The sequence below is a fragment of the Corynebacterium sp. BD556 genome (assembly GCF_038452275.1).
GTDB classification, from domain to species: Bacteria; Actinomycetota; Actinomycetes; order Mycobacteriales; family Mycobacteriaceae; genus Corynebacterium; species Corynebacterium mayonis.
This window is the reverse complement of the sequence record NZ_CP141643.1, coordinates 2,079,177-2,103,816: the sequence shown is the minus strand read 5'-3', so window position 1 is coordinate 2,103,816 and position 24,640 is coordinate 2,079,177. Positions and strand designations below refer to the sequence as shown.

Here is a 24,640-nt window from a genome sequence, read left to right as displayed (position 1 = left end):
TTCGAGCTCAATGCTTTGCTTAGCGGTGCCAATAGTTCACAGGTCGTGGATTGTTTTATTTGCAGCTCACCACGTTCGATCTGCATCTCCACGTCGGAGACTTCGCCACCAGATTGATCGTCACGGCCTGCCCAAGCCTTGCGCCATGAGCAGGTGGCCGACGCTGCCGGTGGCGGCGACGAGGGCGTCGAGAAGCGGGCGGCGACGACCCAGATTGGCAACAAGCCTCAAGCCCTCCGCCGCGCAGACAAGGTTGGCTCCGTGGCTGATGCCCTCGCGCGCTGGCACGCCGGTGCGCAGCCCCGGGTCGTTGGCCAGCGCCGCGGTGACCACGTGCGCCGTCGCGCCGGCGATGACAGCCGGGGCGAGCACGGTGCCACGAGCGTAAATGCAGCCGCCCGCCACTGCGGCTACCCCAGCGAGCGCGACCGGCCACGCTGGCTGCGCCCCAAGCGCCCGCAGGCGCCGCGCGTACGCGACCTGAGCCGCCACCACCGCACCGACCCCCAGCGCCGAAGGCGCACGGCTAACGCGGGACTGCTCGAAGGACGCCACCGCGGCAGCCGGATTCCAGGGGGCGGCGAGTAGACGTGCCGCCGGCTCAGCGGCAATGCGCAAACGTCCGCTCAGCGACAACCCCGCCGGCACCACCCACGCGGGGCAAGAACTCACGGCGAGAGTGAGCGCCTCTGAGCCGCGCAGGGTGCGCCGGATCACTTCTTCCTCGCGCGCACCACACGCTTAGTGGTTTTCGCCGGACGTTTGGCCGTCCTTTTCGCGGCCTTCTTCGTGGCCTTCTTCGTGGCCTTCTTCGCAGGCGCGTTTCCTTCCTCGGCCTCACGGGCGCGGCGGGCGGAAAGCAGCTCGTTGGCACGAGAATCTGTCATCGTCTCCGGGGTATCGCCGCGCTGCAGCGACGCATTAGTCACCCCGTCTGTGACATAAGGGCCAAAGCGTCCCTCCTTGATACTCATCGGCTTGCCGGAAACGTCGTTATCCCCAAGCATCTTCAACGGCGGCTTCGCAGCGGCGCGGCCCCGACGCTTCGGCTCCGCGTAAACGCGACGCGCCTCATCCAACGTGATGCCGAAGATCTGCTCCTCACTCGACAACGAACGCGAGTCGTTGCCCTTCTTCAGGTACGGGCCGTAGCGACCATTTTGGGCGGTGATCATCTCACCGTCGGCCGGGTCCTCACCCACCTCACGGGGCAAGGAAAGAAGCTTCAGCGCTTCCTCCAAGGTGACAGAGGAAGGCTCCATCGAGGAAAACAGGGAAGCAGTCGCCGGTTTAAGCTGCTCGTCAACCAGCTCGTTCATCCGCTTTTCCTTCTGGGTTGCCGCTGTCTTGGTGTCCCAATTCTTCTTACGCTTGCCCTCCTCAGCGCGCTGCTTGTCCTCCGCAGCCCGCTCCTCGGCGATAACCTCCTCCGCCTTCTTCTCAGCACGGAGCCGTTCATCCTCGCGCACCAACTCAGTCACATACGGGCCGAAACGGCCCTCCCTTGCCACCACGGTTCGACCGTTGGCTGGGTTCTCACCAAGCTCACGGCCGCTGCGCGGGGTGGCAAAAAGCTTCTCCGCCATCTCCAGAGTGATTTCGTCCGGGGTGGCAGACTCCGGCAGGTTCGCGCGCTGGTAATCCGGCTCACCTTCTGCTGTCGCACCGACGACCCTCTCAATGTAAGGGCCGTAGCGACCCACCCGCACGTAGACGGGGCGCCCCTCGGAGTCGTCGAAAAGCTGCAAAGAGTTCGCTGCACGCGCGTCAATGTTTTCGAGATTGCTATCAATGATGTGCTTCAAGCCGCCGCGACGCGCCACCGCCTCAGCCATATTGTCGTCTGCATCGGCGTCCCCGAAGTAAAAGCCCGTGAGCCACTCGGTGCGGTTCTCATTGCCGTGGGCGATCTCGTCTAGCTCGTCTTCCATCGAGGATGTGAAATCGTAGTCGACGAGCGCATCGAAATTGTCCTCCAGCAAACCGACCACGGAAAAAGCCACCCAGGAAGGCACCAAGGCGTTGCCGCGGGCGAAGACGTAGCCGCGGTCCTGAATCGTTTTGATGATCGAGGCGTAAGTCGACGGGCGTCCGATGCCCAACTCCTCCATCTTCTTAACCAGGCTCGCCTCGTTGTAGCGCGCCGGCGGGTTCGTAGCATGGCCGTCCGCCGTAACCTTCTTCGTGTCCAGCCGGTCGCCCTCACGCAGACGCGGCAAACGAGTCTCAGAGTCCGTGGCATCCGAATAGGCCCGCATCCAGCCAGGAAAAACCACCGTGCGGCCCGTGGCGACAAACTCGACGCTCTCACCAGTTTTCGCCTCACCAGCGACCGTCAACTTCATCGACGTGCCGCGCAAGTCGTTCATCTGGGAGGCGACGGTTCGCTGCCAAATAAGCTCGTAGAGCTTGAACTCCTCCGCGTCCAAAGAGTTCGCCAACTCGCCGGGGGTGGCGAAACGCTCACCGGCAGGGCGGATCGCCTCGTGGGCCTCCTGGGAGTTTTTCACCTTCCGGTCGTAAGTGCGCGGCGCAGAGCTTACGTAATCAGAGCCATAAAGCTCCACGGCGGCCGAGCGAGCAGCGTCGAGGCCCTGCTTGGACAGGGACGTCGAGTCGGTACGCATGTAAGTAATGTGGCCGTTTTCATACAGGCGCTGCGCGATACGCATCGTTCGAGCCGAGGTGAAGTGCAACTTGCGCCCCGCCTCCTGTTGCAGCGTGGAAGTCATAAACGGCGGGTAAGGGCGGCGCGAGTAAGGCTTCTCCTCAACGCTGGCCACCCGCATCATGGTTTTTTCCAGGCCCTCGGCCAGCTTGTCGGCGGCGTCGCGGTCCAACACGCGGACATTTTTGGTATTTAGCTGCCCGCGGTCATCGAAATCACGGCCTTGGGCGACTCGCTCACCGTCAACACCAGCCAGCTTCGCGTCGAACTGCTCCCCTTCTTCCTGCGGGGCCAACGACGCCGTCAGATCCCAATACTGTGCGGAAATAAACGCCATGCGCTCGCGCTCACGCTCGACGATCACGCGGGTGGCCACAGACTGCACCCGTCCCGCGGAAAGCCGCGGCATGACCTTCTTCCACAGCACCGGCGAAACCTCGTAGCCGTAAAGGCGGTCAAGGATACGGCGAGTCTCCTGTGCGTCAACGAGATCCATGTCGAGCTCGCGGGTGTTCTCCGCCGCCTCACGGATCGCGGACTCGGTGATCTCGTTGAACACCATACGTTCCACGGGAACCTTCGGCTTGAGCGTTTCTAACAGGTGCCAGGCGATGGCTTCGCCTTCGCGGTCCGGGTCTGTCGCCAACAGCAGCTTGTCGGACTTCTTCAGCTTCGTCTTTAAGTCCGAAACCTTCTTCTTCTTGTCCGGGCTGACCACGTAAATCGGCGTAAAGCCGTCCTCCGGGTTGACCCCAAGTTTCGCCCACGGTTCCTTCTTGTACTTGGCAGGAATATCCGCGGCACGCCCCGGCAGATCGCGGATATGGCCGACGGAGGCCTCGACGATGAAATCGTTGCCCAAGTACTTCTGGATCTTCTTGGCCTTCGTCGCCGACTCAACGATGACTAAGGTCTTGCCTTTTTCTGTCACGCTGGGTGACACCTTCCTTCTCAAGTCCGATCTGCGCCTTATATTAAAGACGCATCCGTGACGCAAGAATGTGTCGCGGTTGGTCGCGCAGAAAGTAAAACTCCTCCTTTTCTATCAGACAACTATCACGCAGCGCCGTGCTAGGGAAAATATGATCGAGTTTTCTGCACCTAATTACACCCGTTTCATCCCCATGAAAAACCACCAACCCAGGAGCCTCGCCCGTGATTGATTCGCTCATCAGCTTCCTCGAGCAGCTCATGCAGATGCCGGTTTTCTACCCGCTGGTCACGGTTTTGATCATCGGTGACGCCCTCGCGCCTGTGATTCCTTCGGAGACGGTATTAAACCTGGCGGGCGCCTTCAGCGCCGCGCGCGGGGTGCCCGATGTCTGGGGGGTTATCATCGCCGCAGCAATCGGCGCCATCATCGGCGACAACATTTGTTTCCGCCTGGGAAAACGCCTGATCAAGGTGGTCAATAGCCTGGACCCGAAGTCGAAGGCCGGCAGGTCGATCACGTGGGTGCGGCGCAACATGAACCGCGGCGCGGGCCCGACCATCATCGTCGCCCGCTTCCTGCCGTGGGCACGGTGGGTCGCCACAATCGTGCTGGGCTCAGCAGGCTATAGCTGGCCTGCGTTTTTCTTCTACGACACGATCGGCGTGCTCATCTGGGCGTTGCTCAGCGTCGGGGTTGGCTATTTGGGCGGCGCCCTGTTTTCGGATTTTCCGTTGCTCGCCATGATCGTGGGCGTGCTGCTGGGTTCTCTCGTGGGGGTGGGGATTCAAAGGCTGCAGGCTTGGCTTTTCGACTACCGCGATGTCCGCCGGGGTGTATCCGCCATATAAAAAACGCCCCCTGCGAAGGTGCAGAGGGCGCTTAGGTACGGCTTAGAGTGCGCGCACGTCCTGCGCCTGCGGGCCCTTGGTGCCCTCGCCGATTTCGAACTCGACCTGCTGATTTTCCTCGAGGGTGCGGAAGCCCGCGCCGTTGATCTCAGAGTAGTGGACGAATACGTCAGCGGAGCCGTCGTCCGGAGCGATGAAGCCGAAGCCCTTTTCAGCGTTGAACCATTTAACAGTTCCAGTAGCCATTGGTGAACCTTCCGATTGATGCGATTGCAATGAACGGTCATTCGTTCACCAGGCCGTTAGTGACCTGGTGCCCGCGTAACAAAAACTCACGAGCACCGTCTTGGGTGCGCACAGAATCTGCGACCGCCTGTCATTGTGCCATGGATTTGCTTATTTGGTGTATCCCGCTGGCATAATTTCACAATTCATTGTCACAACCGGGGGTGATACACATGTCCGAGGCTTCTTCCGGGATCGGCGCTGAGCTTATCGACGCCCTGCGCAACAGCTTCCGAGATTCCACCATCACCCACGTCCAGCACGTCGAAGCGCAACCGCCGCGCTACGCCGAATGGCCCGAATGGGTCGATCCGGGTTTAACCGCCAAACTTAACGACGCCGGCATCACTCGCCTGTATTCCCATCAGGCCCAGACCGCCCACATTGCCTGGGCACGCCGCGACGTGGTCGTCGCCACCGGCACCTCCTCCGGCAAGTCTTTGGGCTACCAACTTCCCGTCCTTACCGCCCTGGCGCAGGACCCAACCGCCTGCGCGCTCTACCTCACCCCCACGAAGGCTTTGGGCTCCGACCAGCTACTGTCGGTGACGAAGTTAGCTGGCGCCGATGTACGTCCCGCCCCCTACGACGGCGACACCCCCGCAGAGGCACGCCCCGCCATCCGCCACGAAAGCCGCTGCATCTTCACCAACCCCGACATGCTGCACGCCAGCATTTTGCCGAACCACGCCCGCTGGGCGCGCCTACTTCGCCACCTGCGCTTCATAGTCGTGGACGAATGTCACACCTACCGCGGCGTATTCGGCGCCAACGTGGCGCTCACCTTGCGCCGCCTTCTGCGCCTCGCGCAGCACTACGGTGCCCAGCCGACCATGATTTTTGCTTCCGCGACCGCCGCCGACCCGGCAGCCCAAGCCTCCCGCTTGTGCGGGCGCGAGGTCACAGCCGTGACCGACGACGGTGCCCCCACCGGGCAGCGCACCATTGTGCTGTGGGAGCCGGGCTTTTTCGAAGGTGTGGAAGGGGAAAACGGTGCGCCGGTGCGCCGCGCCGCTACCACCGAAGCCGCCGCGATCATGTCCACTTTCGTTGCCGAAGGCGCACGCACGCTCACTTTCGTGCGCTCCCGTCGCGCTGCGGAACTGGTATCCATGCACACCCAAAAGAACCTGGTGGCGGCTGGTCGCGCCGACTTCGCCGAGCGCATCGCCTCCTACCGCGCCGGCTACCTGGCGCAAGATCGGCGTCGGCTGGAACGCGCCTTCGACGAAGGTGAGTTGCTGGGTCTGGCCACCACAAACGCCCTCGAGCTGGGGATCGATGTGGGCGGGCTTGACGCTGTGGTCATGGCGGGTTTTCCGGGAACTGTGACGTCTTTTTATCAACAGGTGGGTCGCGCCGGCCGCCGCGGCCAATCCTCGGTGGCGGTGCTTGTCGCGCGCGATGAGCCGATGGACACCTACCTAGTGCATCACCCGGAGGCGCTGCTGGGACGCCCGGTGGAAAACAGTGTGTTCAACCCGTCAAACCCTCACATTCTGCGGGCGCAAGTATATTGCGCGGCGGTGGAAAAACCCCTTTCGGAGCAGGATGTGGCGGCTTTTGAGGCGGCGGAGGTTGTCGCAGACTTGACCAGTGAGGGCTTGTTGAAAAAGCGCCCGCGCGGCTGGTTCGCCGTACCGCAGCTGGAGGGCCATCTGCGTCCCGAGACGGCCCACTCATCAATAAGTTTGCGTGGCGGCTCGGGCTCAGAGGTAATGATCGTCGACGTCACTGACGGCCGGCTGCTGGGCACGATTGATGCGGCCCGTGCGTTGAGCCAGGTCCACACTGGTGCGGTCTACATTCACCAAGGCGAGCACTTCGTTGTTGAGTCGCTCGACCTGGAGGACTATGTGGCGTTGGCGCGACCGGACACGCCGGATTACTTCACGCAGGCCCGCTCAACAACGGAGATCAACATTGTCGGAGAGGCCTCGACGCGCATGAACCCGCTGCCCGGGGTGTGGGTGGCCAATGTGGATGTGGAGGTCGTCGACCGAGTCACCGGCTATGTGGTGAGGCTTTCCGACGGCACCGTCTCCGAACACATCGCCCTGGACCTGCCGGAGCAGCGCCTGCTTACCAGGGCGGTGGCCTACACGGTAGACCCCCTGGTGTTGGAGGAAATGGGGATCACCCCCGGTGAAACGCCCGGCGCGCTGCACGCCGCAGAGCACGCGGCGATCGGCTTGCTGCCCCTGTTGGCCACCTGCGACCGCTGGGACATCGGCGGGGTTTCAACGGCTTTGCACCACGACACATTGCTGCCCACAGTGTTCGTCTATGACGGCCACCCCGGCGGCGCGGGTTTCGCGGACGAAGGCTACGCCCGTTTCCACGAGTGGATCCGCGCCACCTACGAGGCCGTGAGGTCCTGCGCGTGCGAGGCGGGCTGCCCCTCATGCGTGCAATCTCCGAAATGCGGCAATGGCAACCAACCACTGGACAAGAAGGCGGCGTTGAAACTTTTACGGGCGCTGTCACAAAGGCCCGGCGCGTGCTGAGTGCTCGGCGATACCGATGCGGGCGGTGACAATGACATCTTCGCCCTTGAGATGGCACGCACCGACGCTGGCGCCGTTGAGCGTGGCGGTGCGCCGCGCCGCCGCGCACGCATCGAAACCCTCGTACAAAGCGGTGGCTGCGGCGACTGCCGCCAGGTCGGCGGCAGTTGCCGCGCGGTGGGAGTTGGCTACGTGCCCGCCCGCGGCGGCAACGGCCAGCATAAGGCTGACAATCGCCGTGGTGATCCCGGCCGTGGCGACGGTGGCGTAGCCCTCATCGTTTCCGCACCGGTTCATCAGCGAAACTCCACGGGGTAGACGGCGGTGGCACTCATGGTGCGCAGCGGGGCCGGTACTTCTGCTGTGACGGTGACGACTCCACCAGCTTGCCCCACCGACACGGTGCCGCGCGGAGGTTCGTAGTCGACTCCAATGGCGTGGGCGCGCGCCGCCGCCCCCGCGATGTCGACTGCAGAAATGTAGGCGGCCATAGTGGCTACCCCACTGATGATCGCGGCGGTGACGGTGATGAGCACCGTCAGTGACAAAGCCCCTTCGATGGTGGTCATTTAACCCGGCGTGTTGCTCAAGGCGTCGGTGATTACGCCTTCGATAGCACTAACGACGCCGTTGCCGTTGACCACCATGTACAGCACCCCGGCGAGGGCTGCGGCAGCCAAACTTCCAAAGGCGTATTCGATGGTTGACATCCCCCGGTCATTGCGTATGGCGGCGAGCCGGGCGGTGAGATGGGCAGACAGGTAGCTGGTGATGGTGGACATGGTGACTCCTTAAGTCGAGGTGGTTTTCAGGTCAGGGTTCGGGCCAGCCCGATGACCACCGGCGCGAGGCCGAGGACGAAGAAGGCTGGGAGGAAAAATGCGGTCAAAGGAATGGCGATGAGAACGCCGGCGCGTTCGGCTGCGGCGGTGGCGTCGTCGGCGGCGGCGTCGCGAAGCTCGGCGGCGAGGCGTTCGCACCCGCCGGCCAAAGCGGCACCCGAGGCGCCGGAGAGGGCTACCAGGTTGGCTAGGCCCGCCCCGCCGGGCAGGCGCTGCATCTCGCTCCATGCCAGGCCGGTGTGGGTGCCGAGCGCCGACAGTGAGGCGACCGTGCGCCACACCTCAGCAGCCTCATTGTCGGTGTCCCCGTAGGACTCTGCGACGGCCGCCACGGCACTGTCAACGCCAAGACCCGCCCGGAAACAGGCGGCGAACAGCTCAATGTCGCTGGCCATGCGGTGCCGGTCGACGCCGGCCCGCTTCGCCTTCGCCGGTCCATCACGTGGCACCTTAGTGGTGGAGATGCGTTGGGCGGGCAAGGGCGGGACCAACACTGCCGCAGCCGCCAGCAGCACCAAGGCAAGCATCATGTTCACCTCAACGCCCCCTCAATGATGCGTGTGCTGACGAGCACTCCTGCGCACACCAACGCTGTTCCGGTGAGAAGCAGCCAACCTCCGGGGCCAGGACTTAGAAGCACCGTCAGGGGACGCGCCCCCATCGCAGTGCCCATCGCCACCCCAGCCAGGGGAAGTGCGGCGAGGACGGTGGCTGTGGTTTTCGGGCCCGCCAGGGCGGCTTCCGTGGCGGCGCGGTGGCGCTGTTGTTTGTCCAGGCGGCGGCGGGCCTGGGTGAGCAGGTCCGCCACCGGCAGTCCGCGGGTGCTCGACAAGGTCCACAGCACTCCCAGCTCCCGCAGCTCCGGGCTATTGGCGTTCGCAAGCGCGGCTTCGGCTGACGAGCCCGCCGCGACACTGCCCGCCATCCGGCGCACGTCGCGTCGCAACTGCGCCGGGGCGTTGTCCGGCAAGTGTTCGGCAGCTCGCGTCGTCGCCCGCACCAGCGTCGCCCCCGCCTGCAGATTAGTCGCCACGTGGCCGACAAAGACCGCGGTTGCGCTGAGCCTGCGTCGAGAGATGCCGGCGTGCTGGCGCAGCTGAATAACCTTGATCGCCGTCGCCCCCGCCACACAGGCCGACAGCACCAGCGCAACCCGGTCCATCGCGATCACTGTGGCGGCGAGAAAGGTGGTGGCCACCGGGATCCACACCGGGGAAGGGGCCACTGCTCTTTGGGTGGCTGCTGTGACCCGCCGGGCGGGGGAAGCAGTGCCCAGGGCGAGGGCACTGGCGGCAAGTAGCCACATCATGGTTCATCCTCCCATGTAAGCCGCACTCTCACCGGGTTGCCTTCCAGGGCGGCGATCTGATGCACTCGACGGCTACCGTCGGCCAGGCGTTTGACCACAATCACGTAATCCACGGCCGCTGCCAACTGGGAGTGCAGCCCGGCGCGGTCCATCCCGCCGAGAGCAGCGAGCGCCTCCATGCGCGCCGGCACCTCGTAGACCGAGTTGGCGTGCAGGGTGCCAGCCCCACCGTCGTGTCCGGTGTTGAGGGCGGCAAGCAGGTCCACGACCTCCCCACCGCGGATTTCCCCGATGACGATGCGATCCGGGCGCATGCGCAGCGCCTGGCGGACCAAGTTGGCGATGGAGATCTCACCGACGCCTTCCGCGTTGTTGCCGCGGGTGGTTAGGTTCACAACATGGGGGTGGGCGGGTGCAAGTTCCACGGTGTCCTCGATGGCGATGATTCGCTCGTGGTGCGAGACTTCGGCGAGCATTGCCGACAGCAGCGTGGTTTTGCCTGCGCCGGTGCCGCCGATGACGAGGAAGGAGGCGCGCTCCCTGATGATGCGGCGCAGTAGTTTCCCACACTCGACGGCGATGGAGCCGTCGGTTTCCAGTTGGGTGAGGGTGGTGGTGTTGCCGCGCAACACCCGCAGGGAAATGCAGGTCCCCACGTGGGCTGTGGGGGCGAGGAGGGCGTGGAAGCGCAAGATGTGGCCGTCGGGGCGCAGAATGTGTCCGTCGCAGTAGGGGTGGGCGTCGTCAAGCCTGCGCCCGCACGACGTGGCAAGGCGCGCAGCGAGGCGGCGCACCTCCGCTTCGGAGGAGAAGGTGACGTCGCTGCGCTCGAGGCCCCGTCCCCGGTCGACATACACGGCGTCGGGGCCGTTAACGCACACATCGGTGACGTCCGCGCTGGCCAGCACCGCCTCTAACGGCCCGGTTCCGGCAGTGTGGTCACGCAAGGTGCGCAAAATGCCCAGCACATCAAGGTCGCTGATCACCACCGCTTCCTCACGTACGATCGCGGCGAGGCGTGCAGGCTCCGGGGTTTCAGGTTCCTCGGCAAGCCGCCGCTGGACGCGCTCCAGCACGTCCTGGTCGATTGCACCTGTCATAGCCCAGCCTCCTCAAGAATCGAACGTGACACTTTGGCCAGTGTTTTCGGCACGCGCGTCGGCAGGCCCGCAACCTCGACGGCTTTGCGCAGCCGGGGTACCTCCCCCAGCTCCGCGATAACTGGGGCTTTGGTGATGCGCTCAACTTCCGTGGCGGTTAACGACGACCACCCGCGATGCCTCAACACCACCGCCACGGGGCTTACCTCCGCCGCGATACGTGCCGCCGCAGCCGCTCCCCTGACCTCCGCTGGGGTGACCACAACGATAAGGTCGCAGCCGGTAGGAAGGAGGCTGACAGGTGCGTCCACGACGGTCAGCCCGGAGGTCGCCACGGCAGCAACGAAACGGTCGACGTCGCTGTTGGTGAGGGTAAAAGGGTCTTTGATGGTGGTGCGGGGCTGGGTTAAAACGGCGATGCCATCGCGGGTTTCGGGCAGAGCGCGGCGCACATCTGCGCGCTGCACCATGCCCTCGCCCAGCACGATCTCACCCCAGCGGGCACCGGCCTCGTCTTCGATCCCGAGCAACAGGTCGACGCCGCCGGAGAAACGGTGGGCGTCAACAAGTGTCGGCTCGACGTGCGCCGCCGCGAGGCGGGCCAAGCAAGCGGCGAGGGTGGATGTACCTACCCCGCCAGCGGCACCAACAACGGCGATGACGGCACCGTCGCCGCGCGTTTCCACTACCGGAGCGCGCAGCGCCCCGAGAGCACGCAGCAACTCACCGGCCTGGGCGGGCAGCACATAAGACTCAAACTTCGGATGAACCTGCTCCACATCCGAACTGAGGTAAAACACACCGGCTTTGGCGGGCAATTCGGCAGCGGCAGGGGCAAAGGCAGTGTCGACAAACACGGCGTGCGCCTTGGCCCAATGGCGGCGCAAAGCGTCGACGCTTCGCGCATTGATGATCTCACGGCCCGCCGCAGCCGCTACGTGGGTGGCTTCGGGGTGGACAACTGGGTCGTCCACGGCGATAAGCAGCGGATCCGCTGCAGCGTTCAGAGTCATGGCTACAGCCTCTACCAGGAAAAACACTGCCACAATGGGCGAGGGTTTTTCTGTGGACAAACCCTTTAGTCAGTGATACTTCACCAAATCAACTGTGAAAAACCATGCATTCCGGGACGGAAAATAAGGGACGGCCCGCGCCTCGGGGGGGTTCGCGCGGGCCGTCAATAACCCGGCCTCGGGGGGATGGGCCGGGGCAGGCCACACAGTATGTCGGGGCCTTGCACCAAGAGTATGACACATGGGTTCTAAGAAGGGCAAGACGCGCGGGCAAATAATGCGTTTTCCGCTAACCCACACACTCACGACCCCTTTTAGCATCACCTTTCACTACACCGTGGTCACGACTAAGCTACGGAGGCATGTCCTCCACCGTGCCCGCCCAGCGCCCAACGGCCGCGTTTTTCGATCTGGACAAAACGATCATCGCGACCTCCTCGGCGTATGCCTTCGGACGCGAGTTTTTCAACAACGGCCTGATCAGCAGGCAGGAGGCGATGGAGCTTTCTTTGTCGAAAGCCTCCTACATGTTCGTCGGACATTCCAGCGAACAAATGGACACCACCCGCGACTCCCTGCGGCAGATGGTCGCGGGCTGGCCAATCGAGGAGGTCCGCCGCATCACCACCGAAACCATGCGCAATGTGGTTACGCCCGCGATCTACGCTGAAGCGCGCGACTTGATTGATTTTCACCGCCGCCAGGGCCACGAAGTCATCATCATTTCCGCCTCGGCCTCCATTTTGGTGGAACCAATCGCACGCGAATTAGGCGTTGATACGGTTGTGGCCAGCGAAATGGAAGTCGTCGACGGCAAGTTGACCGGCACCATCACCCGTTACTTGAAAGGCGGGGCGAAGGCGGAGGCGATCACGCAGTTCGCTGCGTCTCGCGGCTTCGACCTGGCCAACAGCTACGCCTACTCCGACTCCGCCACCGACATTCCCATGCTGGAAATGGTGGGCAACCCGGTCGCGGTCAACCCTGACCGGGCCCTGCGCAAGCACGCCATGAAAAACGGGTGGGAGGTTCGCACTTTCCGCAATCCGGTGCCCCTGATCCAGATGCCCAACGCCCGCGAGGTCGGGATTGGCGCTGGCGTGGTCGCCGGTGTCACCGCCTTGACTGCGTTTGGGTTGTGGCTGGGCCAACGCCTGCTGCGGGAGGCCAAAAATCAAGACAGCGCCTGAATCTCACCCAGATAACATATTCATTTCCGCATGTTCCACGAAGCACCTTCCGCCCCTGACGGTGTTAAGGTTGAGACCGAGATTTTCGCGCGGAGGCATTGACCGGATTCGTGCGCTTTTGACGAAAGGTAGTTAGAACGTGAGCAACAAGGGTCTGTACACAGACGGGTCGGCCGCGGTGTCCGCAAAGGTGGATTCCATCCCGCTGCGCGACACCGGCACCACCCAGCCGGGCCAGGATTCTTTAGGCACTTTGGTGTCCAACGCCACCGAGCAGATGTCGACTTTGGTCCGCAGTGAAATTGAGCTGGCCAAGACTGAAGTTATCGGAGAGGTGAAAAAGGGCGCTGTTGGCGGTGGTCTTTTCGCGGGAGCTGGCGTGGTAGCTCTTTACTCCACCTTCTTTTTCTTCCTTTTCCTTTCGGCGCTGCTCGCCCTGTGGTTGCCGTGGTGGGCCGCTTTTCTTATTGTCTTTCTTGTCATGATCGCCCTGGCTGGCATCTTGGCCTTTATCGGGTTGAAGAAGGTCAAGGCGGTCCGCGCCCCGAAAAAGACCATTTCTTCGGTCAACGAGCTAAAGAACTTGGTTCCGGGTAAAGCCCAGGAAAACTTGGCGGAGGACCGCAGTGCTCTCTACACGCACACGGCGGCTCGCCCGTCTTCTTCCACCGGCGCTTCCCGTGACCGGGTCAGCCAGCGCAGCGGATCGACTGCTGCGGATCTGGATAAGTAGAGAGCTTGTGAAACGCCCGCACCATCACAGAGAAGATGGCGCGGGCGTTCGCGTTTGAATTAAACCCGCGATGAGGGGGAGCCCCATACAGGGAGGTGCCGTGGCGGTTTCACCGCGTGTCGTCGAGCTTGACGGCCCTTTTGCCCACCAGATGTTGCACACGCGGGGTTTGCGGCTGCATGTGGCGGTGGCTGGGCAGCGTGACGCTCCTTTGGTGATGTTGTTGCACGGGGCTTTCGGTGGCTGGTTCGATTTCCGTCATGTTCTCGCGCCTTTGGCTGCCCACGGGTTTCGTGCGGCGGCGCTGGATGCGCGTGGCTACGGCATGTCTGATAAGCCCGTGCAGCGCGGTGGCGATCGTCTGCTCCTTGCCGCTGGTGATGTCAAGGGGGCCATTGCTGCGTTGGGGCACCGCAATGCTGTTGTGGTGGGGGCGGACACGGGCGCGGTTGTTGCCCGCGCGGTGGCTGCGACTGGCGCGGGCACGCGGGTGGTTTCGCTGGCGGCGCCGACGCGCCGTGAAGTGGTGCTTCGTCGTGCGCTGTCGCACGTTCCTTCGCCGCTTTTTGTTCCCGCGGTTCGTGCGCACGCTTATCGACGCCACCTGCGCCTTACCACCAGTTCCTCGTTCCATTCCTCCCCCGAGTTCGAGGAGTTACTTAAGCTGCGTTTGCAGGCGGCGGCGATTGATCATTCTGCGCCCTATATTCTGGCTAATTCGAAACTTCTGTCCCATAAATCGCCGCGCTTGACTGCGCCGGAGTTAGCGTTGGAGGGTTCGCCTCACGTTGAGCGCCCGTTGGGATTCGCCGAGCGTGTAGCTAGTTTCCTCGCTTGCGACGACTAACGCGCCACGCACTGTCGGGTGTCGGCGGGCACGGTTTTATTCGTTGCGCCACCCAACCGGTTGCGCACTTCCCGGGCTGTGAGGGCGTAGCCGGTGCCCGAGGACTGAACGGAAGCCCCGAAGATTACGCCCGCGACCTCCCCGGCGGGGGTCAGGACGGGCCCGCCGGAGTTTCCCTGCACGATTTCGCCGCGCAGCGTGTATGCCTCGCGGTCGACCCTGCCGGTGGCGTAGATGTCCGGCCCGGAGATCGTGAGCATTTGGCGCACTCGGGCGGCAGAGGCCGTGAAGGGCCCGGACTGCGGAAAGCCCATCACCACGGCATCTCCGCCGGGGCGCAACTGCTCAGCGGCGAAAGGCAAAGGCTCCAGGTTAAGCCCCGGCGCGTGCAAAACCGCCAGGTCAGCCGCGGGATCGTAGTGGACAACCTCGGCTTCTTTCACGCCGAGTACGGTATCTAGTTCCACTTCTTCGGTCCCGGCAACGACGTGAGCATTGGTGATCACGTAGTCGGGGGCGGTGACGAAGCCGGAGCCCATGAGGAGGCGGCTGCACACCTCGGCGTCGCCCATGACGTGAACGATGCTGGGGCGCACACGCTCAACCATGGCGGGGTCGATAGCGGCGGGGTTCGGGGCGTCGACGGCTGCGTCGCCGGGCGGGTGGAAGGGTGAGACTAGGGGAGGCAGGCCGGAGTCGTCAAGAAGCGCGGCGAAGCGGGCGGGAAGCGTGTCCGCCCCGGCTGGCACGGCCCGATCTATAGCGGCCAGCACCCGCGACTCGCGCAACGCCTCCCCGGCCACCCCCGGCAAAGAAACCGCCAGCGGCACGGAGACGAACCAGATAACAAAGACACAAGCGACTGTTTGGAAGGCCGCGCCCACCACCGAATCGACTCTCAGCGTCGAGCGGGACTTGGCGCGATCGCGCAGGCTCACCCCGATCAAACCACCGACGGTGTAGCCGACGCCGGAGAAGAACACAATCACTGCGAACAGCAACACCAGCCTCAACCCCTGAGTCTCACCCAGCCCGACCAGCAACGGGGAGATAGCCAGGCCGATTACTAAGCCCGCGCACAATCCCACCGCTGAAAAAACCGCGGTGATCGCTCCTTGACGCCAGCCGCTGATAAATAGCAACGGCAGCAACGCGATGAGCACCAGGTCGACGATGAGGTTGGCTGTCACTTAGCGAAGGGCTCCTTCACGGTTGAGGCAATGAGGTGATTTTAGCGGTGCCGCTCGGCGTTGCGGGAAGTAGCCAAAGCGTCCGCAAGGGGGATGACCTTATCGTGGCGCCACGGCACAGTCCAGCCGGCAAGCTCGCAGATGACGTCGAGAAGCACACCGGTAAAACCCCAGACAAGGTAGCCGTTGACACGGAAAGCGGGCCCGCTCCAACCCTGCATGCCGACTTGGAGGCGGTTTTCGGGGGCGATGAGTTCGTCGAGCGGGGCAATGAAGACGTCGTCAGTCTCCGCTGGGCTCGCAACGTGGGGTTGGCCGGGATCTGCAGAGAAGGCGAGCACCGGCGCGACCAGGCGCCCGCTGCCGCCGGCGATGACGGGCTCAAGGCTGGCAAGCGGGGTCACGCGCTGGCGGTCGAGGCCGGTTTCTTCCCACGCTTCACGCAGTGCTGCATCGACTGGGCCTGCGTCGGTGGGGTCGATGTGCCCGCCAGGAAAAGCCATTTGGCCGGAGTGGCTACGCAGCGTCGGTGTGCGATGCGTGATCAGCACACCGGCACCGGCAGGGCGCTCGACGGCGGCTTTCGCGCCTGTCAGCAGCATCAGCACCGCAGCTTCCGCAGGAGCCCCGAAACCGGGCGCGCTGGGGCCGGGCGTGCGGTGCGCCAACTTCTTGCGAGCCACCTCGCGGCGGGCGAAAGCGGCCGCATCTGCGGAGTTCAAGCCACCCACCAGGGGGTTCAACCACTGCGGCGCGTGTTCAGGGCGCACGGGAACATCAACCATCTAGACCACCTCTGAGACGGCTTTTTCAAGTTCCGCGGCACTGTAGAAGGGCTGCAAGAAGGTGTGGATGACGTCGCCGTCGCGCACGACCAAGGTCACTGGCACAACCGGGGGGAGGCCGAGCTGGCCTGCGAAGGCATTGGTGGGGTCTTGGTAGCTGGGTATGTCCACCCCAAGTTCGTTGAGCAAAGCCGCCCCGCCTGCCGCGTTGCGGTCCGCGTGAACTCCGACGACGCGGTAGGCGGGGTGGTTGTCCGCGAATTCTTGCAGGGCAGGCAATTCTGCGCGGCACGGCTCGCACCACCATGCCCACACGTTGACCACGGCGATGCCGCTTTCTTCGCCGCTGTCGGCCTCGGCCCCGAGGCAGTCCATGTCGATACCAGCCACGCCGGGCCCCGGGCACGCTGGCCGGTTCGGCACCTGCTGCGTGGTGGTGGAATTGAGGCTGCTCGCCGCAGTCCCTTCGTTGAAGCCACGCCCGGAAATCACCGCCAGGCCCGCAACAATGAGCCCAGTCACGGCGACAATGACAAGGACGCTGAAAACAACCGATTTACGCATGGTCTGAGTTTCCTTCCTCCGCCAGGCGCACAATGTGCTCGCGCTCCGGTCCCGTGACTAGCTCCGCGGCTTGCGCCGGGTCAGTGGGTCCCTCTCCGAAGCTGGGGCAGTCGTAGGCAATGGGGCAGACCCCGCACGCCGGGCGCCGCGCATGGCACACGCGCCTTCCGTGGAAGATGAGGCGGTGAGAAAACATGGTCCACTCGCGCTTTTCAATCAGCAGCCCGATCGCGTGCTCAATTTTCACCGGGTCTTTCTCCTCGGTGAGCATGAGCCGGTGAACGAGGCGTTGGAAGTGGGTGTCCACCGTCAGCCCCGGTTTGTCGAAGGCGTTTCCGCGCACGACATGTGCTGTTTTGCGTCCCACGCCGGGAAGCGTAATTAAGTCTTGTAGCGCCGTGGGAACTTCGCCGCCATAATCGGCGACCAATTTCTGTCCCAGCCCAATTAGGTTGGCGGCCTTGGCCCGGAAGAAGCCTGTGGGGCGGATAATTTCCTCTATCTCCGCCTGGTTGGCTGCGGCGTAGGCCTGGGCTGTGGGGTAGCGCCGGAAAAGCTCCGGGGTGACCTGGTTGACGCGCACGTCTGTGGTCTGCGCACTCAAAACGGTGGCCACGAGAAGCTGTAGCGGCGTGGAGTAGTCCAGTTCCGCGTGCGCGTCGGGAAAGGCCACGGCGAGGGTGCGGTTGATCCGGCGTGCGCGGCGGGTGCGGCCGATGTCGCTCTCTTTGTTTTTGACGGCCGGGTGGGTGCCGGGACGTCGGCGCCGCGGCGGGGTTAATCGGGCACCGGTCGCTGCAGTCATGCCCGACACTATAGTGATCACGCGGCTAAAGTGGGATTTATGACTGTCGTACTTGTCGCCCTTGTGCCTTTGGTGTTCGGTGTTTTTATGGTGGCGATGGAAAAGCTTGAGGCCGCTGTTTTGGATTGACCTTCGACGCGAGGTGCGCCTTGAGAGATTTCGCTTCGGCCGCGAAGAATTAGCCACATTTGCGTAAATTTGTGACGGAGCTATCACAACTTTTGGTAAGCTTCTTGCGTAAACGTGACCCCACCCGCTGTCGCTTGCTTGTCGACGGCACCTTCAAGCCTATGGTCGGTCACTCATCCGAAACCCTCACAGGAGGAGACCTATGGAAGGCGTACAGGACACTCTCGCGCGCGCTGGCATCTTTCAAGGCGTTGACCCCACTGCTGTCGCCGCCCTCATCGCAGACATGGAGACGGTGAATTTTAACCGCGGCACCACCATTTTCGATGAAGGCGAGCCCGGCGACCGCCTCTACATCATCATTGACGGCAAGGTAAAACTTGCCCGTCACGCCCCGGATGGCCGCGAGAACCTGTTGTCTGTCATGGGACCGTCCGACATGTTCGGTGAGCTGTCCATCTTCGACCCGGGCCCACGCACCTCCTCCGCCGTGTGCGTCACCGAGGTTACTGCCGCGACGATGAACTCCGAGATGCTCAAAGAATGGATTGAAAACCACCCGGAGATCTCCCAGCAACTTCTGCGCGTTCTGGCTCGCCGCCTGCGCCGCACCAACGCCTCCCTCGCCGACCTCATCTTCACTGACGTGCCCGGCCGCGTGGCCAAGACTTTATTGCAGTTGGCCAACCGCTTCGGCACTCAGGAAGGTGGCGCGCTGCGGGTCAACCACGACCTCACCCAGGAGGAAATCGCTCAACTCGTCGGCGCCTCCCGCGAGACGGTAAATAAGGCGCTGGCCACCTTCGCCCACCGCGGTTGGATCCGCCTGGAGGGCAAGTCGGTGCTCATCGTCGACACCGAACACCTTGCCCGTCGCGCACGTTAAAGTCTGGATAGGTCAAACGCCCCCGGTTTCCCGGGGGCGTTTAGTGTTGCTCCGCCAGTTGCGGGTGGCCCGTGGTCAGGCCTTGTTGCGCAGATAGCGCAAGGTGACACGGGTGGACTGCTCGGCCGCTCCGCGCAGGACCGGGTCAACATCGTCGTAGACCTCGTCAACGATCGTGCTGACATCCACATCCTCGCCCTTTTCCGCAATGACCTCGCGGATCTGCTCAAGGCGTTGGTTGCGGCGATCAATGTACTTACGCGCGTAAGCGGATAAGTCCTCTCCCTCCGGGCCGTGGCCCGGCAACAGGGTGACGTTTTTGCCCTGCTCCTCCAGCAAGGTCAGGGACTCAATGTAGGCGCCGAGGTCACCGTCCGTTTCGGAGATCATCGTGGTGTGGCGCCCTGCGATGGTGTCGCCGGTGACGATTCCCTCAAGCTGGTCGCGCTCCACCTCGGAGGTGTAGACGAAAAAGCTCACCGAGTCCATCGTGTGGCCCGGAGTGGCCACGACCTTCAGCGTCGGGGTGACACCAGCAACGGAAATAACTTCGCCGTCTTCAAGAGCCTCAGCGCCAGCGCAATAATTCAGGTCGAAAGCGCGCACTGGGGCGCCGGTGAGTTGGCGGAATCGCTGAGCTCCGTCAGCGTGATCGTGGTGACGGTGGGTCAGAAGGATCAACGCCACCTTCTGTCCCTTTGCCTGGAGGACGTTGAGGTGGCCCTCGTCCTCCGGGCCAGGATCGATGACGATGCTGAAATCATCGCCGGGGGCGCGAATAACCCAGGAGTTCGTCCCCTCCAACGCGGCGTAGCTCGGATTCGGCGCGAGGACAACCGCCGCAGACGGGGTCACCTGGCGCAGTTGGCTGTAAGCGGGATGCTGCATACCGCTTAGCCTACCGTTTTCCAGCGGGTTTGCTACCTACTCCCGCCTAAAAATCTCGTCGTTGAGCTCCACGACGAGTTCAACCTCGACAGGAGCGTTCAACGGCAAGGCAGCTACACCAACCGCAGAGCGGGCGTGCTCACCCGCTGCGCCGAAAATCTCCGTAAACAGCTCGCTGGCACCGTTGACAACCGCCGGCTGGCCCACGAAACCCGGATCGGAGGCAACATAACCAACGATCTTCACGACCCGTTTGACGCGGTCAATGCCGACTAGGTCATCGACTGCAGCCAAAGCATTGAGAGCGCAACGGCGCGCCAGCTCGGCGGCTTGCCCCGCGGAAACTTCAAGCCCGACCTTGCCGGTTGCCGGCAGGGTGCCGTCGACAAGCGGAAGCTGCCCAGAGGTCCACACCTGGTTTCCCACCTGGGTAGCAGGCACATAAGCCGCCACAGGAGCAGCCACCGGGGGCAACTCAATGCCGATTTCCGCGAGACGTTTCGTCCACGTCGCCACTACTGCGCCTCCCGCTTCATGTAGGCGACAACATTGTCGGGGTTCGGACCGGGAGTGACCGTGACCAACTCCCAGCCTTCCTCCCCCCACGTGTCGAGAATTTGCTTAGTGGCATGCGAAAGCAACGGAACCGTTGCGTACTCCCATTTCTTCATGCCCCACACCCTACCTGGGGCCGGGATCACAGTCCCGCTATTTCGCGCCCCTCAGCAAGGTGAGTGGCCCAATCGGTCACCTCAGGATTCTTGCGCAGCACAGCGCGACGCTGACGCTCAGTCAAACCACCCCACACACCGAACTCAATGCGGTTATCCAAAGCGTCTGCACGGCACTCCATGATCACCGGGCAACGACGGCAAATCGCTGCGGCTTTGCGCTGCTCAGCACCCCGAACAAACAAAGCGTCCGGATCCCCAGAGCGGCAGTGGGCGTGAGTGACCCACTCACCACGATCCACCACGAGATTGCCAGCCGAATCGCTTCTACTGGTGGTTTGAGGGACAGCAATGCCGACAGGGCTCAAAGTGGTGGTCATTTAAACTCTCCTTTAACGAAGATGCACGAGATCCGCATTGCGGACTTTTAGTCACCCACTCAGGCACGACACTTGCGTACCCAAACAAGTTTCCAAACAGAAGATTTCTGGATGTAAGTCTATTCACACCGCTTTGATGATGTCGAATGGGTCACACAATTAGGGGTGTTTAACTATTCCCCCACGCGGAGACCATCACTTAAGGTAGTGAAGGTGCATGCTTTGACCTCCTTCGCCAAATTAGTGCTCGCACTTCTGGCCGCGGCGCTCACCACTGCGCTGTGCCTGGCCCCAATCGCCGGGCTGGGAGGCATGGCTATCGCGCGCACCGACGAAACGATGCGCTCGAACCTCGCAGACCTCACCCACGGCGACGTCCCCGGCGTCACCACCATCACCGACATCACGGGTGCCCCCATAGCCTGGATCTACAACCAACGACGCTACGAAGTCCCCAGCCAAAGTATTGCCCAAAGCACCAAGGACGCCCTCGTGTCCACCGAGGACCGCAGGTTCTACGAACATGAAGGCGTCGACATGCAAGGCTTCGCCCGCGCAATGGTGACCAACTTGCTAGCCGGCGGCGTCGAGCAAGGCGCGTCCACCATCAACCAGCAATACGTGAAGAACTACCTGTGGCTAATCGACGCAAAAACTGACGACGAGGCGGCCGCCGCCACAGCCCAGTCAATCCCCCGCAAACTGCGCGAAATGCGCATGGCCTCCGACTTAGACAAGACACTGACCAAAGACGACATCCTGACGCGCTACCTAAACCTAGTTTCCTTCGGCAACCACGCCTACGGCATCGAAGCTGCCGCCCGCACCTACTTCGGCAAACCCGCCGCGCAGCTCAACGTGCCGGAAAGCGCCCTGCTGGTCGGGATGCTGCAGTCAGTGGAATACCTCAACCCCTACACCAACCCAGAAGGGGCACTGGGCCGCCGCAGCATCGTATTGACCCGGATGGCGGACCAGGGCTACATCACCCACGCCGAAGCCGACGCATACTCCCGCTCCGAATTAGGAATCCTCGAAGTGCCAGACCGCCTCCCCGACGGCTGCATCGCCGCAGGAGACAACGGGTTTTTCTGCGATTATGCACTGCGCTACCTCGACTCCAAAGGCCTGCCCCAAGAAGATCTTGAGCGCGGCTCCTACACCATCACCACCACCCTTGACCCGCAGATTCAGGCCAGCACCGTCGAAGCGATCCGCGCCAGCGTCAGCCCCAACACGCACGGTGTGGCAGGTGTATTAAATGTCATCCGTCCCGGCGAAAACTCCCGCGATATCGTCGCCATGAGCTCGTCGCGCTACTACGGCCTCAACCTCGACGAAGGCCAAACCATCTGGCCACAGCCCACCTCCATGGTGGGAAACGGCGCGGGATCCGTGTTTAAAATTTTCACCGCCGCCGTCGCCTTGGAACAGGGCATGGGCCTGGAAACCAGACTGAACACCCCGCCGCGTTCCGTTGTCTACGGCATGGGAGGCGGCGGCGCCCGCAACTGCCCCGCCGGGGCGTACTGCGTCGAAAACGCCGGGACCTACGCACCCGAACTGAGCCTGCAAGATGCCCTGGCACAGTCCCCGAACACCACGTTCGTCGAACTGATCCAGAAGGTGGGAGTACGCCCAACCGTTGACATGGCGGTGCGTTTAGGACTTCGCTCCTACAAAGACAAAGGCACATACGACGGCGAGCAGTCCATCGCCCAAGCCGCCATCGACGGCAACATGGGTTCTTTTACCCTCGGCCCAACAGCCGTCAACGCCCTTGAGCTGTCTAATGTGGCGGCCACGATAGCCTCCGGTGGCCGCTGGTGCGAACCCAACCCAGTAGTCAGCGTCAAAGACAGCAACGGCAACGAAGTCTTCATCCAACGCCCCGACTGCGAACAAGCCATCAGCCCCGACATCGCCGGCACCCTCGCGCACGGCATGTCCGAAGACATCAAAACTGGAACCGCTGAGCGCGCCGCCAAAGCCGCCGGGTGGACCACCCCCGTCGCCGCTAAGACAGGCACTACCGAATCACACCAGTCCTCCGCCTTTTTAGCCTTCACCCGCGGCATCGCCGGTGCGCCCTACATCTTCAACGACGGCACCCAGACCACCCCGCTGTGTACCGCGCCCGTGCGCCAGTGCGCAGCGGGCACCCTATTCGGCGGCAACGAAGCCGCCGACGCCTGGTTCCGCATGGCCAACTCCGTGCCCGGCGCCCGAGACGCGGGCCTGCCCCCGTCCAACAAGCTGCTGCAGCGCGGCACCAAACAAACCGCCCTTGACAAAGTCACGGGCATCAACGCTGAGGAAGCTAAGAAGGTGCTCGAAAGAGAAGGCTTCATCGTCATCTTGCAAAACGTGAAAGGAAACGGCGTCGCCAGGGGCAACGTCGTCTCAGCAAAGCCCCAAGACCCAATGCTGCGGCCCGGCTCCCTCGTCACCCTCAACGTCTCCGACGGCACGTCAGAGGCTCCGGCGAACACTTCCCCGACTACCGGCCAGCAGCCGACGCCACCTCAATCCCCCATGATCTCCCAACAAGAAATCGACGAGTTGACCACCCAGATCGGCGAAGCACGCGACGCCCTGAACTCACTGTTTTTGGGCGGCACCAACTAAAACACCTAAGCCAACAACTCACGCACAACAGCGGAAAGGCGCTTGCCGTCGGCACGGCCCGCAGCCTTTTGCGTTGCGGCCTTCATGACCTGCCCCATCTGCTGGATGCTCGTCGCCCCCACCTGGGAGATCACTTCGCTGACCAAGGCGTTTAATTCGGCGTCGTCAAGCTGCTGCGGCTGGTAACTCTCCAAAACGGCGACCTCGGCAAGCTCCGTGGACGCCAAATCCTCACGGCCGTTCTGGCTGTAAATCTCCGCCGACTCGCGGCGCTTCTTAATCTCACGGGCGACGATCTTCAAAATCTCCTCGTCATCTACCTCATGCTTCGACCCTTCAGTTTCCGCAGTTTGAATCGCAGCCAAAAGCGAACGGATCGTGGTGGTTCGCCCCTTCTCCTTGGCTTTCATGGACTCTTTCAGGTCTGCACGAATCTTCGTCTTAAGCTCACTCATGAATCCGAGAGTACGCGACCTGTATCGTGGTGCGAGTGATTAAGCCGAGCCACCTCATCGCACCAGCCACGCTCGCCGCGGCCGGCGCCGCAACCCTCGCCTATGGCCTAAGCGAGCTGAACAACTTCCAGCTCAAAACCTACGAACTTCCGCTTCTCGCCCCCGGAGTGCTACGGCGCGGAAAAACCAGCCTGGACATCCTCCACATCACCGACTTGCACATGATCCCCGGCCAGGACAAAAAGGTGCAATTCGTCCACAGCCTTGACAAACTCGACCCCGACCTCGTCATCAACACCGGAGATAACCTCTCCGATAAGCGCGCAGTGCCCTGGGTCCTCGACGCCCTCGGGCCCCTCCTTAACCGGCCTGGAGCTTTCGTTTTTGGCACCAACGATTACTGGGCGCCGCGCCCCGTCAACCCCATCACATACCTGCTGGACAAAAAACGCGAACCCTCCTACATTGACCTGCCGTGGGAAGGCATGCGCGCCGCCTTCATCGAACGCGGCTGGCAAGACGCCACCCACAAACGACTCGAATTCAAAGCGTCCGACGTCCGCCTCGCACTCGCCGGCGTCGACGACCCACACCACAACCTCGACGACTACTCCCAGATCGCCGGAGCCCCCAACCCCGGTGCCGACCTGTCCATCGGCCTGCTGCACGCACCTTATCGACGCACCCTCGACGCCTTCGAATCCGACGGCTACGACCTCGCCATCGCCGGCCACACCCACGGCGGCCAAATCTGCCTCCCCGGCGAACACGCCATCGTGACCAACTCCGACATCGACCGCGCCCGCGCTAACGGCTTGCACCGTTACGGCAACATGTGGATGGAAGTTTCCAACGGACTCGGCACCTCCAAATACGCGCCAGTGCGCATTTTCTGCGCGCCTTCAGCCGCCCTCATCCGCGTCACCGAACGACACTGACCTGCCGTTTTGGGGTTCTCGCGGCGCTGGACTAAAGTTACCTGG

Annotated in this window: 27 protein-coding genes; 8 read left to right on the top strand and 19 right to left on the bottom strand. The window is 62.9% G+C overall.

The annotated features are described in order from the left end of the window. Positions 1 to 120: 120 nt before the first annotated feature. On the bottom strand, positions 121 to 717 hold the full coding sequence (locus VLL26_RS09850) for a hypothetical protein (protein ID WP_342318896.1): 597 nt from the start codon (positions 715 to 717) through the stop codon (positions 121 to 123). Continuing rightward, positions 714 to 3,599 carry a type I DNA topoisomerase gene (gene topA, locus VLL26_RS09845; protein ID WP_342318895.1) on the bottom strand — a complete coding sequence of 962 codons (2,886 nt, stop codon included), beginning with the start codon at positions 3,597 to 3,599 and terminating at the stop codon, positions 714 to 716. The genes VLL26_RS09850 and topA overlap by 4 nt, the downstream gene beginning before the upstream one ends. A gap of 224 nt (positions 3,600 to 3,823) precedes the next feature. Between topA and VLL26_RS09840 the strand changes: the two genes are divergently transcribed. After that, entirely contained in the window at positions 3,824 to 4,450 is a 627-nt protein-coding gene (locus VLL26_RS09840) for a DedA family protein (RefSeq protein WP_342318894.1), read from the top strand. 42 nt (positions 4,451 to 4,492) lie between these two features. On the opposite strand, the gene VLL26_RS09835 is transcribed toward VLL26_RS09840, so the two are convergent. Next, positions 4,493 to 4,696: a cold-shock protein gene (locus VLL26_RS09835; protein WP_342318893.1), complete on the bottom strand. Its 204-nt coding sequence runs from the start codon at positions 4,694 to 4,696 to the stop codon at positions 4,493 to 4,495. Positions 4,697 to 4,908: 212 nt separating this feature from the next. Here VLL26_RS09835 and VLL26_RS09830 point away from each other — a divergent pair, with 212 nt between their 5' ends. After that, complete coding sequence (locus VLL26_RS09830) at positions 4,909 to 7,242, top strand: DEAD/DEAH box helicase (RefSeq protein WP_342318892.1); 2,334 nt, start codon at positions 4,909 to 4,911, stop codon at positions 7,240 to 7,242. Here VLL26_RS09830 and VLL26_RS09825 read toward each other — a convergent pair. From VLL26_RS09825 to ssd, 7 genes are read right to left on the bottom strand one after another with little or no spacing between them, the layout of a single operon-like run. Next, positions 7,219 to 7,539 carry an Rv3654c family TadE-like protein gene (locus VLL26_RS09825; RefSeq protein WP_342318891.1) on the bottom strand — a complete coding sequence of 107 codons (321 nt, stop codon included), beginning with the start codon at positions 7,537 to 7,539 and terminating at the stop codon, positions 7,219 to 7,221. The two genes, VLL26_RS09830 and VLL26_RS09825, sit on opposite strands and share 24 nt — an antisense overlap. Further along, entirely contained in the window at positions 7,539 to 7,811 is a 273-nt protein-coding gene (locus VLL26_RS09820) for a hypothetical protein (protein ID WP_342318890.1), read from the bottom strand. Before VLL26_RS09820 ends, VLL26_RS09825 begins: the two co-directional genes overlap by 1 nt. Then, entirely contained in the window at positions 7,812 to 8,024 is a 213-nt protein-coding gene (locus VLL26_RS09815; RefSeq protein WP_342318889.1) for a DUF4244 domain-containing protein, read from the bottom strand. Positions 8,025 to 8,050: 26 nt separating this feature from the next. After that, the gene (locus VLL26_RS09810) at positions 8,051 to 8,614 is read right to left on the bottom strand and encodes a type II secretion system F family protein (RefSeq protein ID WP_342320200.1); all 564 of its coding nucleotides are present in this window, start codon (positions 8,612 to 8,614) and stop codon (positions 8,051 to 8,053) included. Positions 8,615 to 8,616: 2 nt separating this feature from the next. Beyond that, a complete protein-coding gene (locus VLL26_RS09805; RefSeq protein ID WP_342318888.1) occupies positions 8,617 to 9,393 on the bottom strand; it encodes a type II secretion system F family protein in 777 nt (258 codons plus the stop codon). Then, the gene (locus tag VLL26_RS09800) at positions 9,390 to 10,493 is read right to left on the bottom strand and encodes a TadA family conjugal transfer-associated ATPase (protein WP_342318887.1); all 1,104 of its coding nucleotides are present in this window, start codon (positions 10,491 to 10,493) and stop codon (positions 9,390 to 9,392) included. The genes VLL26_RS09805 and VLL26_RS09800 overlap by 4 nt, the downstream gene beginning before the upstream one ends. Then, positions 10,490 to 11,506, bottom strand: coding sequence for a septum site-determining protein Ssd (ssd, locus tag VLL26_RS09795; protein ID WP_342318886.1), 1,017 nt, complete (start codon positions 11,504 to 11,506; stop codon positions 10,490 to 10,492). Before ssd ends, VLL26_RS09800 begins: the two co-directional genes overlap by 4 nt. A 362-nt stretch (positions 11,507 to 11,868) precedes the next feature. Here ssd and VLL26_RS09790 point away from each other — a divergent pair, with 362 nt between their 5' ends. The 3 genes from VLL26_RS09790 to VLL26_RS09780 all read left to right on the top strand — a co-directional run bounded on the left by VLL26_RS09790 (position 11,869) and on the right by VLL26_RS09780 (position 14,276). After that, positions 11,869 to 12,696 carry an HAD family hydrolase gene (locus VLL26_RS09790; protein WP_342318885.1) on the top strand — a complete coding sequence of 276 codons (828 nt, stop codon included), beginning with the start codon at positions 11,869 to 11,871 and terminating at the stop codon, positions 12,694 to 12,696. A 139-nt stretch (positions 12,697 to 12,835) separates the two neighbouring features. Next, on the top strand, positions 12,836 to 13,429 hold the full coding sequence (locus VLL26_RS09785; protein ID WP_342318884.1) for a phage holin family protein: 594 nt from the start codon (positions 12,836 to 12,838) through the stop codon (positions 13,427 to 13,429). Positions 13,430 to 13,529: 100 nt separating this feature from the next. Next, the gene (locus tag VLL26_RS09780; protein WP_342318883.1) at positions 13,530 to 14,276 is read left to right on the top strand and encodes an alpha/beta fold hydrolase; all 747 of its coding nucleotides are present in this window, start codon (positions 13,530 to 13,532) and stop codon (positions 14,274 to 14,276) included. Here VLL26_RS09780 and VLL26_RS09775 read toward each other — a convergent pair. Genes VLL26_RS09775 through nth form a run of 4 tightly spaced genes read right to left on the bottom strand, consistent with a single transcriptional unit; the run spans position 14,273 to position 17,620 of the window. Next, positions 14,273 to 15,466 carry a MarP family serine protease gene (locus tag VLL26_RS09775; protein ID WP_342318882.1) on the bottom strand — a complete coding sequence of 398 codons (1,194 nt, stop codon included), beginning with the start codon at positions 15,464 to 15,466 and terminating at the stop codon, positions 14,273 to 14,275. The two genes, VLL26_RS09780 and VLL26_RS09775, sit on opposite strands and share 4 nt — an antisense overlap. A 41-nt stretch (positions 15,467 to 15,507) precedes the next feature. Beyond that, complete coding sequence (locus VLL26_RS09770; RefSeq protein WP_342318881.1) at positions 15,508 to 16,251, bottom strand: NUDIX hydrolase; 744 nt, start codon at positions 16,249 to 16,251, stop codon at positions 15,508 to 15,510. Continuing rightward, on the bottom strand, positions 16,252 to 16,815 hold the full coding sequence (locus tag VLL26_RS09765) for a TlpA family protein disulfide reductase (RefSeq protein WP_342318880.1): 564 nt from the start codon (positions 16,813 to 16,815) through the stop codon (positions 16,252 to 16,254). Continuing rightward, a complete protein-coding gene (gene nth / locus VLL26_RS09760) occupies positions 16,808 to 17,620 on the bottom strand; it encodes an endonuclease III (RefSeq protein ID WP_342318879.1) in 813 nt (270 codons plus the stop codon). Before nth ends, VLL26_RS09765 begins: the two co-directional genes overlap by 8 nt. Before the next feature lie 331 nt (positions 17,621 to 17,951). Between nth and glxR the strand changes: the two genes are divergently transcribed. After that, positions 17,952 to 18,635, top strand: a complete 684-nt coding sequence (glxR, locus tag VLL26_RS09755; RefSeq protein ID WP_342318878.1) for a CRP-like cAMP-activated global transcriptional regulator GlxR — start codon at positions 17,952 to 17,954, stop codon at positions 18,633 to 18,635. A 75-nt stretch (positions 18,636 to 18,710) separates the two neighbouring features. Here glxR and VLL26_RS09750 read toward each other — a convergent pair whose 3' ends face one another. From VLL26_RS09750 to VLL26_RS09735, 4 genes are read right to left on the bottom strand one after another with little or no spacing between them, the layout of a single operon-like run. After that, on the bottom strand, positions 18,711 to 19,523 hold the full coding sequence (locus VLL26_RS09750; protein WP_342318877.1) for an MBL fold metallo-hydrolase: 813 nt from the start codon (positions 19,521 to 19,523) through the stop codon (positions 18,711 to 18,713). Between the two features lie 36 nt (positions 19,524 to 19,559). Then, positions 19,560 to 20,039, bottom strand: a complete 480-nt coding sequence (locus VLL26_RS09745; RefSeq protein ID WP_342318876.1) for a RidA family protein — start codon at positions 20,037 to 20,039, stop codon at positions 19,560 to 19,562. Then, positions 20,039 to 20,194 (bottom strand): DUF4177 domain-containing protein, encoded by a 156-nt coding sequence (locus VLL26_RS09740; RefSeq protein ID WP_342318875.1) that lies wholly within the window; start codon positions 20,192 to 20,194, stop codon positions 20,039 to 20,041. Before VLL26_RS09740 ends, VLL26_RS09745 begins: the two co-directional genes overlap by 1 nt. A gap of 26 nt (positions 20,195 to 20,220) precedes the next feature. After that, positions 20,221 to 20,574 carry a WhiB family transcriptional regulator gene (locus VLL26_RS09735; protein WP_342318874.1) on the bottom strand — a complete coding sequence of 118 codons (354 nt, stop codon included), beginning with the start codon at positions 20,572 to 20,574 and terminating at the stop codon, positions 20,221 to 20,223. A gap of 213 nt (positions 20,575 to 20,787) precedes the next feature. Between VLL26_RS09735 and VLL26_RS09730 the strand changes: the two genes are divergently transcribed. Further along, positions 20,788 to 23,202: a transglycosylase domain-containing protein gene (locus VLL26_RS09730; protein ID WP_342320199.1), complete on the top strand. Its 2,415-nt coding sequence runs from the start codon at positions 20,788 to 20,790 to the stop codon at positions 23,200 to 23,202. Between the two features lie 5 nt (positions 23,203 to 23,207). Here the strand turns inward: VLL26_RS09730 and VLL26_RS09725 are convergent, their stop codons facing one another. Further along, on the bottom strand, positions 23,208 to 23,657 hold the full coding sequence (locus VLL26_RS09725) for a GatB/YqeY domain-containing protein (protein WP_342318873.1): 450 nt from the start codon (positions 23,655 to 23,657) through the stop codon (positions 23,208 to 23,210). A 35-nt stretch (positions 23,658 to 23,692) separates the two neighbouring features. On the opposite strand from VLL26_RS09725, the gene VLL26_RS09720 reads away from it, so the two are divergent. Continuing rightward, entirely contained in the window at positions 23,693 to 24,595 is a 903-nt protein-coding gene (locus tag VLL26_RS09720; RefSeq protein ID WP_425292269.1) for a metallophosphoesterase, read from the top strand. Positions 24,596 to 24,640 lie beyond the last annotated feature (45 nt).